Source organism: Escherichia sp. KTE52, assembly GCF_000408325.1.
GTDB classification, from domain to species: Bacteria; Pseudomonadota; Gammaproteobacteria; order Enterobacterales; family Enterobacteriaceae; genus Escherichia; species Escherichia marmotae.
Window position 1 is genome coordinate 604,255 of sequence record NZ_KE138676.1, and the last position, 15,484, is coordinate 619,738.

Here is a 15,484-nt window from a genome sequence, read left to right on the forward strand (position 1 = left end):
AAAAAAGGAGAGCAATCTGAGTAGTCGATTTTATTGATTGCAGAGAAATGGAGTTTTGACCGGGATCAATTATCATTATCAGTAAAAAAGAATTAAAGTATAGCATTGAGAAAAGCGTGCTAACAGAATCATTTTTCCGAATGATTGTTTCATGAAACTAAGTTCTGTAAAGGTTACGCTGTTATATTTAAGTTGTTTGTAAGCTAATGTAGATAATAAATAACTGTATTTACAATTAACTAAAAATCAGCCAGGGAATAATGACCTGGCTGATGGTTTTAGTCTTTAGTAGTTGCATTTTGTTTATGAAATAGTTCGCGAAACACCGGATAAATATCATCCTGATCGCGGATATGCTGCATCGCAAAGTTTTCGAATGTAGATTGCAGATGCTCATATTCCCGCCACAATGTCTGATGAGCGCGACGGGTAATTTCGATATAGCTGTAATAACGAACAACGGGCAACAATTTTTTCGCCAGAATTTCATGGCAAAGCGGAGAGTCATCGGCCCAGTTATCACCGTCCGACGCCTGCGCGGCATAAATATTCCATTGTGCCGGGTTATAACGCTCTTTCACCACCTCATCCATCAGTTTCAGAGCGCTGGAAACAATGGTGCCACCCGTTTCCTGCGAGTAGAAAAACTCATGTTCATCGACTTCTTTCGCCTGGGTATGGTGGCGGATGTAAACGACCTCCACGTTCTTGTAAGTTCTGCTCAGGAACAGATACAGCAAAATATAAAAACGTTTGGCCATATCTTTGGTGGATTGATCCATTGAACCAGAAACGTCCATCAGACAAAACATTACCGCCTGACTGGAGGGATCGGGTCGTTTTTCGTAGTTCTTATAACGTAAATCGAAGGTGTCGATGAACGGAACGCGTTCAATTTTGGCGCGTAATTCGGCAATCTCTTTGCGTAGCCGTTCCTCTTCCAGCAATTGCGCAGGTTCACTGTTGCTGATGATTGCCAAATCTTCTTCCAGAGCATGAAGTTCCCGCCGTTTACCTGCGGTCATCGCGGTACGTCTCGCCAGTGAGTTTTGCAATGAACGCACCACGCTGATATTGGCCGGAACGCCGTTAGCGGTATAACCCGCCCGATGCGTTTTAAACTCGGTCAATTGGCGTTGCTGGTTCTGTTTTAAATTCGGTAAGGCTAAATCTTCAAACAGCAGGTCGAGATATTCGTCTTTCGAAATCTGGAAGACAAATTCATCCTGACCTTCACCGTCCTGACTAGCCTGGCCCTGACCACTACCGGAACCGCCGCTGCCGCCCTGGGGACGTTCAATGCGATCGTTCTGGATGAAATGGTCGTTACCCGGGTGAACGCGATGGCGCAGGCCGCCACGCCCCTGATGAAACATCGGTTCGCTAATATCTTCCGTTGGAATGGAGACGGACTCGCCGCTGTCGACGTCAGTCACCGAACGCTTATTAATGGCCTCGGAGATCGACTGTTTAATTTGCGCTTTATAACGGCGTAAAAAACGCTGGCGATTCACCATGCTTTTGTTTTTGCCGTTCAGACGCCGGTCAATAAACCAGGTCATATGCCCCCCGTACTGCATTTGCCAACTGTATGCTGCACCTGTATTGCCGGACACGCTTCGCTTATCCGGCCTACGGTTCGCTGTCGTTGTAGGCCCATGAGCATGTGCTCCGGGCCATGGTTGTTAAGAGGATTTACGTACGCGCAAATACCATTCGCACAGTAAACGCACCTGTTTACGGGTGTAGCCTTTCTCCATCATACGGTCGACAAAATCGTCGTGTTTCTTCTGCTCGTCGGTTGAGGTTTTAGCGTTAAACGAAATGACTGGCAGTAATTCTTCGGTATTGGAAAACATTTTTTTCTCAATAACCGTGCGCAGTTTTTCATAACTGGTCCAGTTCGGATTGCGTCCGCTGTTATTTGCTCTGGCGCGCAGCACGAAGTTGACAATCTCGTTACGGAAATCTTTCGGATTGCTGATCCCCGCTGGTTTTTCGATTTTCTCCAGCTCGGCGTTCAGCGACTCGCGATCAAACAACTGACCGGTATCCGGGTCGCGATACTCCTGATCCTGGATCCAGAAATCCGCATAGGTGACATAACGATCGAAAATGTTCTGTCCATATTCGGAATAAGACTCCAGATAAGCCGTCTGGATCTCTTTGCCGATAAACTCGGCATATTTCGGGATCAGATAACCTTTCAGGAACTCCAGATAGCGTTCTGCCTGCTCTTGCGGGAACTGCTCGCGCTCAATCTGCTGTTCAAGAACGTAGAACAGATGGACCGGGTTAGCTGCCACTTCCACGTGATCGAAGTTGAACACGCGAGAGAGGATCTTAAACGCAAAACGTGTGGACAGACCGTTCATCCCTTCATCGACGCCCGCGTAATCCCGATACTCCTGATACGATTTGGCTTTCGGATCGGTATCTTTCAGACTTTCGCCATCATAAACGCGCATCTTTGAATAAATGCTGGAGTTTTCTGGCTCTTTCAGACGCGAAAGAATGGAAAAACGTGACAGAGTTTCCAGCGTGCCAGGTGCGCATGGTGCGTGAGTCAGTTCACTATGATTAAGTAATTTCTCGTAGATTTTAATCTCTTCGGAAATGCGCAAGCAGTACGGCACCTTCACGATATAGACACGGTCGAGGAAGGCCTCGTTGTTTTTATTGTTACGGAAAGTGACCCATTCGGATTCGTTCGAGTGGGCGAGAATAATCCCGTTGAACGGCAGGGCGGAGATACCTTCCGTCCCGTTGTAGTTGCCTTCCTGGGTGGCGGTCAACAGAGGATGCAGCACTTTAATCGGTGCTTTAAACATCTCGACAAATTCCATGATCCCCTGGTTGGCGCGGCACAGCGCACCGGAATAACCATAGGCGTCTGGATCGTTCTGCGCGTAGTGTTCGAGCTTACGAATATCGACTTTCCCTACCAGCGCTGAGATATCCTGGTTGTTCTCATCGCCGGGCTCCGTTTTAGCGATGGCAATTTGTTGTAGAATCGACGGCCAGACCTTCACAACCCGAAATTTAGTGATATCGCCACCAAATTCATGCAGGCGCTTCGCGGCCCACGGCGACATGATAGTGCCGAGGTAGCGGCGCGGAATGCCGTACTCTTTTTCGAGGATCTGCGCATCTTCCTGTGGATTGAACAGACAGAACGGATGATCGTTGACCGGGCTGCGCTCACCATTGGCGCTCAATACATAAATAGGCACGAGTTGCATTAATGATTTCAGTCGCTCCGCAAGCGACGATTTCCCCCCACCCACAGGCCCCAGCAGATACAGAATTTGTTTCTTCTCTTCCAGCCCCTGAGCCGCGTGTTTCAGATAAGAGACAATCTGTTCAATCGCGTCTTCCATGCCGTAAAACTCTTCAAACGCCGGATAACGTGCGATGACCCGGTTCGAGAAGAGTCGAGAAAGTCTGGGTTCCTGGGCTGTATCGACCATGACAGGCTCACCAATAGCCATCAGTAGCCGCTCAGCCGCGTTGGCATAAGCACTGCGATCTTGCCGACAAGTGGTAAGAAACTCCTGCAGTGTGAACTCTTCGTCCTTGGCAGCTTCATATCGCTGGCGATAGTGATCGAATATATTCATGGTATGCCGTCCTTTCGTTTTTTAGCACAGGTTAAGAGCCGTTCATATGAATAGTAGAGGCTCCCGGAAGAGGTAAACTGAACGACGTCTCTTGCTAAAACACAGCAACTCTCATGCCATCTTACCGACTGCGAGAAGAACGTGCCCGGTGATACACCTTCAAAATTAAGCGTAGATGGCAAATGGAAAACTTGCCTGCACGGCTTTCTGGATTTCAATGGCATATCAACAACTCACCCATAAAAATTGCATAACTAATGTAAAGAATATTGCCGTCGGTAATGCAAAATTCATTCAGGTGTAAGCCTGATGTCACCAGCGTCAGGAAAATTAAACAGTTACCTTTAGAAATGAAAATGTAAAAAGGTTGGGTTTCGATGTATTGACGGGTAAACTTTGTCGCCCGCTAAACATTTGTTTAAGGAATGATTAATTGTGACCAAACTCAAACTTCTGGCACTTGGAGTGCTTATCGCAACGTCTGCAGGCGTAGCACACGCTGAAGGTAAATTTTCCCTGGGCGCAGGCGTAGGTGTCGTTGAACACCCTTATAAAGATTACGATACCGATGTTTACCCAGTACCGGTAATCAACTATGAAGGCGATAACTTCTGGTTCCGTGGCTTAGGTGGTGGTTACTACCTGTGGAACGATGCAACGGATAAACTTTCGATTACCGCTTACTGGTCGCCGCTCTACTTCAAAGCTAAAGACAGTGGCAACCACCAGATGCGCCACCTGGATGACCGTAAGAGCACTATGATGGCCGGTCTGTCCTACGCTCACTTTACCCAGTACGGTTATCTGCGTACCTCTCTGGCAGCCGACACACTGGATAACAGCAACGGTATCGTCTGGGATACGGCCTGGTTGTACCGTTACACTAACGGTGGTCTGACTCTGACCCCGGGTATCGGTGTGCAGTGGAACAGCGAAAACCATAACGAATACTATTATGGCGTATCGCGTAAAGAGTCTGCGCGCAGCGGTCTGCGTGGCTATAACCCGAATGATAGCTGGAGTCCGTATCTGGAACTGAGCGCCAACTACAACTTCATGGGCGACTGGAGCATTTACGGTACTGCGCGCTACACCCGTCTGTCCGATGAAGTTACCGATAGCCCGATGGTTGATAAGTCCTGGACAGGTCTGATTTCGACCGGGATCACCTACAAATTCTGATAGTGCATCTTTCCAGGGCATTTTGTGCATAAAAACAGGGCGTCACGCCCTGTTTTGCATTACGGTGGTGCGTAACCTGGGAGGAAACAATGCAACAAAAAATGATTCAGTTTAGTGATGGGGACTCAGTGCCAGCCATAGGGCAGGGAACATGGTTTATGGGCGAAGATGTCAGTCAGCGCAAAACAGAAGTCGCTGCACTGCGCGCGGGCATTGAACTCGGTTTAACCCTCATTGATACCGCCGAAATGTATGCGGACGGTGGTGCTGAAAAGGTAGTTGGTGAAGCATTAACTGGCCTGCGTGATAAGGCCTTTCTCGTCTCTAAGGTCTATCCGTGGAATGCTGGCGGACAAAAAGCGATTAATGCCTGCGAAGCCAGCTTACGCCGTCTTAATACCGATTATCTCGATCTTTATTTATTACACTGGTCTGGCAGTTTCGCTTTTGAAGAAACTGTTGCCGCGATGGAAAAATTGATCGCCCAGGGCAAAATCCGCCGCTGGGGCGTTTCTAATCTTGATTATGCCGATATGCAGGAGCTCTGGCAGGTGCCGGGGGGAAATCAGTGTGCGACTAATCAGGTGCTTTATCATCTTGGCTCACGGGGTATTGAGTTCGATTTACTCCCCTGGTGCCAGCAACAGCAGATGCCGGTGATGGCTTACAGCCCGTTAGCCCAGGCTGGGCGGTTGCGCAATGGACTGCTAAAAAACGCGGTCGTCAACGAAATCGCACATGCCCACAATGTCAGCGCGGCGCAAGTTCTGCTGGCGTGGGTAATCAGCCATCAAGGCGTGATGGCGATTCCAAAAGCGGCAACTATCGCGCATGTTCAACAAAATGCGGCTGTGCTGGAGATTGTGCTTTCGCCAGAAGAATTAGCGATGCTGGACAAAGCGTATCCGGCACCAAAAGTAAAAACTGCGCTGGATATGGTGTGATGCTGAGCAGTGCCGGATACATCGCATCCGGCACACAAAACTAGCGCAGATTAGCGTTTGGCAACGCGGATGGATTGTGCCAGACGAGAGGGCATATCTTTGGACGTTTTTTGTGCTTCAGAGGCGTAAGCGGTTTCTACGCAGACAAAGGTTTTGTAGCCGTCATCTGGCATATCGCCCATGCTGACTGAAAGCGCCGGACCTGGATTCCAGCCAACAACGTTCAGATGATGCTGGTGACCAACGGTAATAATGCGATTCAACGCTTCGTCATTAATCACACTACAATCTTGCGGATTCAGATACACGCGATCGGTACGATCCGGGAATGTCTGAATCCCCCCGGTCAAAGTGCCTTCTTTCGCGTCATTGACTTTATCAATGAAGCGATCGCCCAGGCCACTGACGCTCACCTTAGCAATATCACCCACGTTAAAGTAGGTATGCAGGGCAGAGGTGGTTTCAAATTCGCCGTGCGCTTCAAGATCAATTTCACAAGTCTTACCCACGCGGAAATGCGCTAACAGCGTAAAGTCGTGCGGCCAGTATTTTTTCGTCTCGTCGCTTTGTGTCAGTTCAAAAGTCAGCGCTACGCCATCGGCATCTTCACTGTGCGATTTCAGCGTCCACGGCAGAATGCGGGCAAAACCGTGAGCAGGCAGACCTTGCTGTGCTGCCGGACCAAACCACGGCCAACAAACCGGCACGCCGCCGCGAATGGCGACGCCATTTTTAAACGGCGTGTTATTACTCAACCACAGAACGTCTTCTTCACCTGCAGGTTTCCAGGAGAGAAGGTGTGCGCCCTGTAATGCAAAAGAGGCTTTTACCTGGGGATGATCGACCACAATAAGGTTCAGTTCATCCAGTTTACGACGGGAGAGGACAGGGGAAATTTGTTCGATGACCGGAAGGGCAAAAATTTTCTTAATCATGACGCAGTCCTTTAACTTCATTTCATCAGGTAAAAAAAAGAGCGACCGAAGTCGCTCTTTTTAGATCACAGAGTCATCTCAACTTATTTGGAGATGTGAGCGATCAGATCCAGAACTTTGTTGGAGTAACCGGTTTCGTTGTCGTACCAGGATACCAGTTTCACGAAGTTGTCGTTCAGAGCGATACCCGCTTTAGCATCGAACACGGAAGTGCAAACTTCGCCGTTGAAATCGGTAGATACTACGTCATCTTCGGTGTAGCCCAGAACGCCTTTCATTTCGCCTTCAGCAGCAGCTTTAACGGCAGCTTTGATCTGCTCGTAAGTTGCAGCTTTTTCCAGACGAACGGTCAGGTCAACGACGGATACGTTCGGAGTCGGAACACGGAACGCCATACCAGTCAGTTTGCCATTCAGTTCTGGCAGTACTTTACCTACAGCTTTAGCAGCACCGGTAGAGGACGGGATGATGTTCTGGGAAGCGCCACGGCCGCCGCGCCAGTCTTTGTGAGACGGGCCGTCAACGGTTTTCTGAGTAGCGGTAGTAGCGTGAACGGTGGTCATCAGACCTTCGATGATGCCGAAGTTATCGTTGATAACTTTAGCCAGCGGAGCCAGGCAGTTGGTGGTGCAGGAAGCGTTAGAAACGATGTCCTGGCCAGCATATTTGTCGAAGTTAGCGCCTTTAACGAACATCGGAGTGTTGTCTTTAGACGGACCAGTCATAACCACTTTTTTCGCACCAGCGGTGATGTGTTTACGAGCAGTTTCGTCAGTCAGGAACAGACCAGTTGCTTCAGCGACAACGTCAACACCAACTTCGTCCCATTTCAGGTTAGCCGGATCACGTTCAGCGGTAACACGGATTTTTTTACCGTTTACGATCAGATGACCGTCTTTCACTTCAACGGTGCCGTCGAAACGACCGTGAGTGGAGTCATATTTCAGCATGTATGCCATGTAATCAGCGTCTAACAGGTCGTTGATTGCAACGATCTCAATGTCAGAACGTTTCTGAGCAGCACGGAAAACAATGCGACCGATACGGCCAAAACCGTTGATACCTACTTTGATAGTCATATATTCCACCAGCTATTTGTTAGTGAATAAAAGGTTGCCTGTAAAATTACAAAAACCTTACGCAGCGTCAAGCGGAATCGTGTCAATCATTGCGACAAATCAATCCTGTGCCTTGGCATTACACGACTGACTCGCCTCACTCTTCCTTTGGGCTTGAAACCACATGAGGGCGGCGCCCAGAATTTTAAAGGGCAATTATGATAAAAATGTGATTTTCATCACGATTTAGGTGCAGCTATTTCGTCGAGATCAAGTTTAGGACAAAATTTTGCCAGTAGGTGTTAATGTTTTGTTAGAATAAGTCACGTAATGTGAGCGTGATTAAAGTGAGATGTGAGCAAATGGCTAACAAACCTTCGGCAGAAGAACTGAAAAAAAATTTGTCCGAGATGCAGTTTTACGTGACTCAGAATCACGGGACGGAGCCGCCATTCACTGGACGTTTACTGCATAACAAGCGCGGCGGTGTTTACCACTGTTTGATTTGCGATGCACCTCTGTTTCACTCCCAAACCAAGTATGATTCAGGCTGTGGCTGGCCCAGTTTTTATGAGCCGGTGAGTGAAGATTCGATCCGTTATATCAAAGACTTGTCACATGGTATGCAGCGGATAGAAATTCGTTGTGGAAACTGTGATGCCCATCTGGGGCACGTCTTTCCCGACGGCCCGCAACCCACAGGCGAACGTTATTGTGTTAACTCGGCATCATTGCGCTTTACTGATGACGAAAATGGCGAAGAAATCAACGGTTGAAAAAACGATTCAGCAACTTATTCCACAGGAGCGGGAAAATTATGGATCTTGATGAAATAATCAACAGCATGACGCCTGAGGTTTACCAGCGTTTATCGACTGCCGTTGAACTGGGAAAATGGCCAGATGGTGTTGCGCTGACTGAAGAACAAAAAGAGAACTGCCTGCAACTGGTGATGTTATGGCAGGCCCGAAACAATACCGATGCGCAGCATATGACAATCGACACTAACGGTCAGATGGTCATGAAGAGCAAACAACAGTTGAAAGAAGATTTTGGTATCTCGGCAAAGCCGATAGCCATGTTTAAGTAAGAGATTTGTTCCCTTTATCAGACGTTTATGAAGAGAGGGATAATCTTTACTGTTACGAGTTGATTGTTTGATTTAACTACGAGCACGCCAGATGCGCCGTTGATGTGTCTTATCTGGCCTACAACGTCAGTACTGAATCGTAGGCCAGCAAAATTATCCCTGCGTCTCTTCCCAGTCCGCCAGCGTGTACAGTGTTGCTCCAGCCGCTGACATCTCCATAAATGCGTGTGCACTGTCCTGCGGCTGAATATTTACGCCACGACAGCCATCGGTAATCACGCTCACGCTATAACCTAACTGCAACGCGTCCAGCACGGTAAACTTCACACAATAGTCAGTAGCCAGCCCCATAACGATCAATTCATTGATTTCATGGTCGCGTAACCAGCCATCGAGCGCGGTTTTCTGCCGACGTCCGTTATCAAAAAAAGCACTGTAACTGTCAACTAAAGGGTTTTCGCCTTTATGGAACACTGCTGCGATCGCATTTTGATTGAGTAACGGATGTAATTGCGCGCCTTCACTGCTCTGCACGCAGTGTTCAGGCCAGAATGTTTGCGGCAAACCGTCGAGCGTCCCCTGGCTGTATGGCTCCACCTGATGCTGGCTGGCAAAACTGCCGTGATTAGCCGGATGCCAGTCCTGACTGGCGATAACTGGTTCACCGCGCAACTGACACCAGTCAATCAAGCGGTTAGCGACATCCACAGTGCTGTCACCTTCTGGCACGGCGAGCGCGCCACCGGCACAGAAATCATTTTGTAAATCGACCAGTAACAGGGCGCGATGGGGCATTGCAATCTCCTTGTATCTTGAAAATTGGTTAATATAACAGCGATTAGATTTGGCAATGAGTATGCAGCCTGTTGTCTCCTGGGGTTTATAGCCCGTGATTAAGCGTTTGGCGCATACACTGAGCCACTCATCTGAAACCCGAACAAGACAGTTGCTTAATCATCCGGCGTCAGCTCGCCGCGTAGGTTTTGGCTCATAGCCTTGCGAATGGTTTCAGTATCCAGTCCCTGGCTAAGTAGATAGTGCAGCTTGGTGAGAGTGGCTTCCACAGTCATATCCGCGCCGCCAATAACGCCGGCGTGGGCGAGGGCGTTACCGGTGGCATATCCCCCCATATTCACTTTACCGGACATACATTGCGTCAGATTAACCACCACGATACCGCGATCGCTGGCCTCCTGTAATTCTTGCAGGAAAGCTTTGTTTTGCGGCGCATTACCCACGCCGTAAGAGCGAAGAATCAACGCCCTAACCGGTTGGCGCAGGAAATTACGCACAACATCGGCAGAGATCCCCGGATAAATTGTCACCACGCCGATCGGTTGTGGCGTAATTGGATGAACGATCAGTTCTCCATCACCGTGCGGGGCGGGTGGTGTATTCAAACGACGAATATGGATACCTGCCTCCAGTAACGGTGGAAGATTGGGGGAAGCAAAGGCATCAAAACCATCGGCATGGGCTTTAGTGGTTCGGTTTCCGCGATACAGGCGGTTATTAAAAAACAGCGTTACTTCGTTGATCGGGTAGTTAGCAGCAACGTACAACGCATTCAGCAGATTGATTTGTCCGTCAGAGCGTAGCTCGGCTAACGGGATTTGTGACCCTGTCACAATGACCGGTTTACCAAGATTCTCCAGCATGAACGACAGTGCAGAGGCGGTATATGCCATGGTATCGGTGCCGTGCAGAATGACAAAACCATCGTACTCGTTATAGTGCGCTTTAATGTCTTCAGCGATATGCTGCCAGTCTTCCGGCGTCATATCGGAAGAATCCATTAGCGGCGTATATTCATGAATAGTGAAATCTGGCATCTCCGGGCGATGGAATTCCGGCATCAACGCCAACTGGCGTTGCAGATGACCTGACACTGGAATATAACCCTGCTCGGAACGCTGCATCCCGATGGTTCCGCCCGTGTAGGCAACGTAAATTGATTTCTTTTGCATGATATTGATATGAATGATATCGAAAGAGCAAAAGTATATACGTGAGGGGCAGGGAGCGCACCTGGATACTCTGTGGATATGAGAAAAGTCTGGCGGAACAGAGGGTGTAGCATCCCGCCGGAGAAAAGTGATTAATCCTGCAACGCATAGGTTACGGTCGTTACCACGCGCACCGTTTTATTAATCGCCGTAGGATCATCTTCATCACTGCCACTGGCGAAGATCTGGAACACCCCTTGCGAAGCATCGCTGATTGACCCCACCTGACTACCTGAATCCGTCGCAAACTGTAATGCTGCGTTGCGTGCGTCTTTTGTCGCGGCGGCAATCATCTCAGCGCGAAGTGCGCCAATGCCATTAAAACGATAGGCGATTTTGCTATCAGCGATAGCACCATCCGTGGCGACTTGCAGTTCGTTTAGTTTAGCGACGACTTTTTCGACGGCAGCAACGTTATGGGTTTTTATCGTCACTGACCCGTCGGCATTATAGCGAGGCATCGTTGGATCATCTTTGAGATAAAAGGAGTCCGTTCGCTTGCTTGTCCATTGGCCCAGGTTTATCTCTGTGCTGCTAATCCCCTGAGCGTTGAGTTCGACAACAATTTTTTTCTGCGCGTCTTCCAGTTTTGGGAAAAGCTCGCCGGGAACATTGCCCTTAAAGTTAATCGCAATGGTTAATTCAGCCGTATCTGCGCGAACTTCTTTTTCCGAAAGCCCCCGCACGTTCACATAACGGTTGTTAGTTTTTAAATGCTTAACTCCATCGCCAACGAAATAACCACAGGCGCTGATCCCCAGTCCGAGGACAATAGCGGCAATTAAAGAGGGTGCCTTATTCACTGATGACTCCTTATCAGATGCAGAATGAGCAAGGCAATGTAGTGGAGAGAGGAAGTGAAAGACAGTCCGGTTCAGGAGTGTGGCCGACAGCATATCGGCCACATATTTGCAGGGATTACCGCACGTTGGCGCAGGTCAGGCAAAACGCGTAACGGTTTTGCGGATCGTTAAAGGCCGCCAGCTTGTCGCTTTCGCTTTTAACGGTTGAAGCCACCGAGGCCAGCGGTGCAGGCAACATAGCCTGGAGCGTATCTGGCAACATCGCCCGTACAGAACCTGACATGTTGTCCATCACTTTGTCGAAGAAGGTTGGTTCATCGACGTAATATTCCAGATGCCACTGTTTCATTTTGGCCAGTTCTGCCGCTTTGGCAACTGCATCATCGAAATCACCGAGACTATCGACCAGACCGTTAGCTTTCGCATCCTGACCAGTCCAGACGTGCCCCTGAGCGATTTTATCGATCTGCTCTGGCGTCGAGTTACGCGAATCCGCAACCAGCGTGATGAAGCGTTTATAACCGTTCTCAATGCTTAACTGCATCATCTGCTGCGCTTCCGGCGGCAGTGCTTTAGTAATGGAAACATCCGCCAGAGGTGAGGTTGAAACGCCATCAGTATGTACACCAATCGAATCCAGACTGTTTTCTACGGTAGTGATCACGCCGAAGATACCGATAGAACCGGTCAGAGTGCTGGGGTTAGCCACAATGTAATTGGCCGGCGTGGAGATCCAGTAACCACCAGATGCCGCCATGCCGCCCATCGATACAACCACAGGCTTGCCAGCCGCTCGGGCTGCTGCCAGTTCAGATCGAATCACTTCAGACGCAGTAACGCTGCCGCCAGGGCTATTAACACGCAGAACAATCGCTTTCACTTTCGGGTCAAGACGAGCGTCGCGGATTTGCGCTGCGGTTGTGTCGCCGCCAACATTACCCTGGGTTTCTTCGCCATCCATAATTGCGCCATTTGCGAAGACGACACCGATGCTGTCGCCGGTATCTGCCGGAGTTTTCAAAGCATAATCGTAATAACTGATGGCGCGATAATTTTTATCCGCCTTACTCCAGCCGAACTCTTTGGTCAGGGCTTTTTCGATTTCGGCACTTGATGCCAGTGCATCGACCAGTTTGTTATCCAGCGCGTACTTCGCGGTATCGCCACCGGTTTTGGTTAAGCCATCAAGCACCCCTTGTGCGCCAGGGAATACTTGCTGGGCGGTGATCTGACGATTAGCAGCCACAGTGTTGAGATAGTTTTGCCACAGCTCACCAATCCAGCGGCTGTCAGCCTCGCGGGCTGCCGGTGACATATCATCACGAATAAACGGCTCAACGGCAGATTTATACGTACCGACGCGGAACACATGGGTGGAAACTTTTAACTTATCCAACAATGACTTGTAATACAGTCCGTTGGTCGCAAAACCATGCAGATCAACCACGCCTTGTGGTGATAGCCAGATTTTGTTGGCAAAACTGGCAAGATAATATTGCCCCTGGCTGTAGTTCTCGCCAATGGCATAAACCGGTTTGCCGCTGTCACGAAACTCTTTCAGGGCTTTACCAATGTACTGCATGGAAGGCTGATCGCCGCCCGCGAAGTTTTTCAGATCCATCACGATACCGGTGATGTTCCGGTCATCTTTTGCCTGGCGAATGGTGTTTACAATGTCAAACAGTGAGTTTTCCTGCAAACGATCAGAACTGGCACCAAGTAACTGACGGCTCAGCTTGCTAAACCGCTGCGAACTGTCAGGCTTATCGACGATCACGCCGGAGATATCGAGCAGCAACGCGCCACGACTGGCGGTTTCTTTGCTATCGCTACCACTGACCTGCATCCAGATACCCACGACAACAAGCACGAGAAAAATAAAAAACAGGTTAAGTACCATTTCACGGACAAAATTCAGTAGACGCCACGTCCATTTAAAAAATCCGGCAATAAGTCGCCAAAGGGTTCGCATGTATTCTCCCAGACTAAAAGTTACACCTGTCGCAGGTGCAATAGATGTGGTTATCGTAATGACCCAACCGGCACTTGTCAGCAGGAATCGCGGCCTGTGCTGTAACAAAATCCACTCTCGTGTTAATTTTGTGAATAAACATCATGACAGGAGTTAATCAAATGGATGCACTCGAACTATTGATCAATCGCCGTAGCGCCTCCCGCCTGGCGGAACCCGCACCAACAGGTGAGCAACTGCAAAACATCCTGCGTGCGGGGATGCGTGCGCCGGACCATAAGTCCATGCAACCGTGGCATTTTTTTGTGATTGAGGGGGAAGGGCGCGAACGTTTCAGCGCCGTTCTGGAACAGGGCGCAGTTGCTGCGGGGAGTGATGAGAAAGCGATCGACAAAGCCCGTAATGCGCCGTTCCGCGCGCCACTTATCATAACGGTGGTGGCGAAATGCGAAGAAAATCATAAAGTCCCGCGCTGGGAACAGGAAATGTCTGCCGGTTGCGCGGTCATGGCAATGCAAATGGCTGCGGTTGCCCAGGGCTTTGGCGGGATCTGGCGTAGTGGGGCGTTAACCGAAAGCCCGGTGGTACGTGATGCATTCGGTTGTCGGGATCAGGATAAAATCGTCGGGTTTCTCTACCTCGGCACACCGCAGTTGAAAGCGTCAACGTCAATTAACGTTCCGGACCCGACACCGTTTGTGACTTATTTCTGATAATTGCGGTGAAACTGAGTGGATTGTGAGCAAAGACGCAGGAATTCAGACACTCTCACTTATCACTTCACGGAATGAGGGTTACCATACCCGGATTGCATTGACAGGAGATGTCCATGAGCGAGAACTCGATTCGTTTGACCCAATACAGCCACGGAGCTGGTTGCGGCTGTAAAATTTCCCCAAAAGTGTTGGAAACCATCCTGCACAGTGAGCAGGCGAAGTTTGTTGATCCGAATTTGCTTGTGGGTAACGAAACCCGCGACGACGCGGCGGTGTACGATCTGGGCAATGGCACCAGCGTCATCAGCACCACCGACTTCTTTATGCCGATTGTTGATAATCCTTTCGATTTTGGTCGCATTGCGGCGACTAACGCCATCAGCGATATTTTTGCGATGGGCGGCAAACCGATTATGGCAATTGCGATCCTCGGCTGGCCGATTAACAAACTGTCCCCGGAAATTGCCCGTGAAGTGACCGAAGGTGGCCGTTATGCATGCCGTCAGGCGGGTATCGCGCTGGCCGGTGGTCACTCCATCGACGCGCCGGAACCGATTTTTGGTCTGGCGGTGACGGGGATCGTACCGACTGAACGGGTGAAGAAAAACAGTACCGCACAAGCGGGATGTAAACTGTTCCTGACGAAACCGCTGGGGATTGGTGTTCTTACCACTGCCGAGAAAAAATCACTGCTGAAACCGGAACATCAGGGACTGGCGACGGAAGTAATGTGTCGGATGAATATCGCGGGAGCGTCCTTTGCCAACATTGAAGGCGTAAAAGCGATGACCGACGTTACCGGTTTTGGTCTGCTGGGCCATTTAAGCGAAATGTGCCAGGGCGCAGGCGTGCAGGCGCGCATTGACTATGAAGCAATCCCGAAACTGCCGGGCGTGGAAGAGTACATTAAGCTGGGCGCTGTGCCGGGGGGCACCGAACGCAACTTTGCCAGCTACGGTCATCTGATGGGTGAAATGCCACGCGAAGTGCGCGATCTGCTGTGCGATCCGCAAACTTCCGGCGGCCTGCTACTGGCGGTTATGCCAGAGGCGGAAAACGAAGTTAAAGCTACCGCAGCCGAATTTGGTATCGAACTGACAGCGATTGGCGAACTGGTGCCTGCGCGCGGTGGTCGTGCCATGGTTGAGATCCGTTAAT

General features: G+C 49.8%; 14 protein-coding genes. 6 read left to right on the forward strand and 8 right to left on the reverse strand.

Annotated elements, in window-relative coordinates; genetic code table 11:
• Nucleotides 1-278: 278 nt before the first annotated feature.
• A complete protein-coding gene (locus tag A1SC_RS18180) occupies nt 279-1,562 on the reverse strand; it encodes a YeaH/YhbH family protein (protein ID WP_000219671.1) in 1,284 nt (427 codons plus the stop codon).
• 123 nt (nt 1,563-1,685) lie between these two features.
• Nucleotides 1,686-3,620 carry a protein kinase YeaG gene (gene yeaG, locus A1SC_RS18175; RefSeq protein WP_001019882.1) on the reverse strand — a complete coding sequence of 645 codons (1,935 nt, stop codon included), beginning with the start codon at nt 3,618-3,620 and terminating at the stop codon, nt 1,686-1,688.
• A gap of 435 nt (nt 3,621-4,055) precedes the next feature.
• On the opposite strand from yeaG, the gene mipA reads away from it, so the two are divergent.
• Both mipA and yeaE read left to right on the forward strand, forming a co-directional pair.
• On the forward strand, nt 4,056-4,802 hold the full coding sequence (mipA, locus tag A1SC_RS18170; protein WP_000163778.1) for a scaffolding protein MipA: 747 nt from the start codon (nt 4,056-4,058) through the stop codon (nt 4,800-4,802).
• Nucleotides 4,803-4,891: 89 nt separating this feature from the next.
• Nucleotides 4,892-5,746, forward strand: a complete 855-nt coding sequence (yeaE, locus tag A1SC_RS18165) for a methylglyoxal reductase YeaE (RefSeq protein ID WP_001186329.1) — start codon at nt 4,892-4,894, stop codon at nt 5,744-5,746.
• Between the two features lie 50 nt (nt 5,747-5,796).
• On the opposite strand, the gene A1SC_RS18160 is transcribed toward yeaE, so the two are convergent.
• Together A1SC_RS18160 and gapA are read right to left on the reverse strand one after the other, a co-directional pair.
• On the reverse strand, nt 5,797-6,681 hold the full coding sequence (locus tag A1SC_RS18160; RefSeq protein ID WP_016261957.1) for a D-hexose-6-phosphate mutarotase: 885 nt from the start codon (nt 6,679-6,681) through the stop codon (nt 5,797-5,799).
• 83 nt (nt 6,682-6,764) lie between these two features.
• Nucleotides 6,765-7,760 (reverse strand): glyceraldehyde-3-phosphate dehydrogenase, encoded by a 996-nt coding sequence (gene gapA, locus A1SC_RS18155; protein ID WP_000153502.1) that lies wholly within the window; start codon nt 7,758-7,760, stop codon nt 6,765-6,767.
• A gap of 341 nt (nt 7,761-8,101) precedes the next feature.
• On the opposite strand from gapA, the gene msrB reads away from it, so the two are divergent.
• Together msrB and A1SC_RS18145 are read left to right on the forward strand one after the other, a co-directional pair.
• Nucleotides 8,102-8,515 (forward strand): peptide-methionine (R)-S-oxide reductase MsrB, encoded by a 414-nt coding sequence (gene msrB, locus A1SC_RS18150; protein ID WP_001284624.1) that lies wholly within the window; start codon nt 8,102-8,104, stop codon nt 8,513-8,515.
• A gap of 41 nt (nt 8,516-8,556) precedes the next feature.
• Nucleotides 8,557-8,829 (forward strand): YeaC family protein, encoded by a 273-nt coding sequence (locus A1SC_RS18145; protein WP_010376102.1) that lies wholly within the window; start codon nt 8,557-8,559, stop codon nt 8,827-8,829.
• Between the two features lie 153 nt (nt 8,830-8,982).
• On the opposite strand, the gene pncA is transcribed toward A1SC_RS18145, so the two are convergent.
• The 4 genes from pncA to sppA all read right to left on the reverse strand — a co-directional run bounded on the left by pncA (nt 8,983) and on the right by sppA (nt 13,610).
• Nucleotides 8,983-9,624: a bifunctional nicotinamidase/pyrazinamidase gene (gene pncA, locus A1SC_RS18140; RefSeq protein WP_001120524.1), complete on the reverse strand. Its 642-nt coding sequence runs from the start codon at nt 9,622-9,624 to the stop codon at nt 8,983-8,985.
• Nucleotides 9,625-9,779: 155 nt separating this feature from the next.
• Nucleotides 9,780-10,796 carry an asparaginase gene (gene ansA, locus A1SC_RS18135; RefSeq protein WP_001516285.1) on the reverse strand — a complete coding sequence of 339 codons (1,017 nt, stop codon included), beginning with the start codon at nt 10,794-10,796 and terminating at the stop codon, nt 9,780-9,782.
• A gap of 131 nt (nt 10,797-10,927) precedes the next feature.
• Nucleotides 10,928-11,638 (reverse strand): SIMPL domain-containing protein, encoded by a 711-nt coding sequence (locus tag A1SC_RS18130; protein WP_016261958.1) that lies wholly within the window; start codon nt 11,636-11,638, stop codon nt 10,928-10,930.
• A gap of 115 nt (nt 11,639-11,753) precedes the next feature.
• Complete coding sequence (gene sppA, locus A1SC_RS18125; protein ID WP_001259890.1) at nt 11,754-13,610, reverse strand: signal peptide peptidase SppA; 1,857 nt, start codon at nt 13,608-13,610, stop codon at nt 11,754-11,756.
• A 161-nt stretch (nt 13,611-13,771) separates the two neighbouring features.
• Between sppA and A1SC_RS18120 the strand changes: the two genes are divergently transcribed.
• Together A1SC_RS18120 and selD are read left to right on the forward strand one after the other, a co-directional pair.
• On the forward strand, nt 13,772-14,323 hold the full coding sequence (locus A1SC_RS18120; protein WP_016261959.1) for an NAD(P)H nitroreductase: 552 nt from the start codon (nt 13,772-13,774) through the stop codon (nt 14,321-14,323).
• A gap of 116 nt (nt 14,324-14,439) precedes the next feature.
• On the forward strand, nt 14,440-15,483 hold the full coding sequence (gene selD, locus A1SC_RS18115) for a selenide, water dikinase SelD (RefSeq protein ID WP_001516286.1): 1,044 nt from the start codon (nt 14,440-14,442) through the stop codon (nt 15,481-15,483).
• Nucleotide 15,484 lies beyond the last annotated feature (1 nt).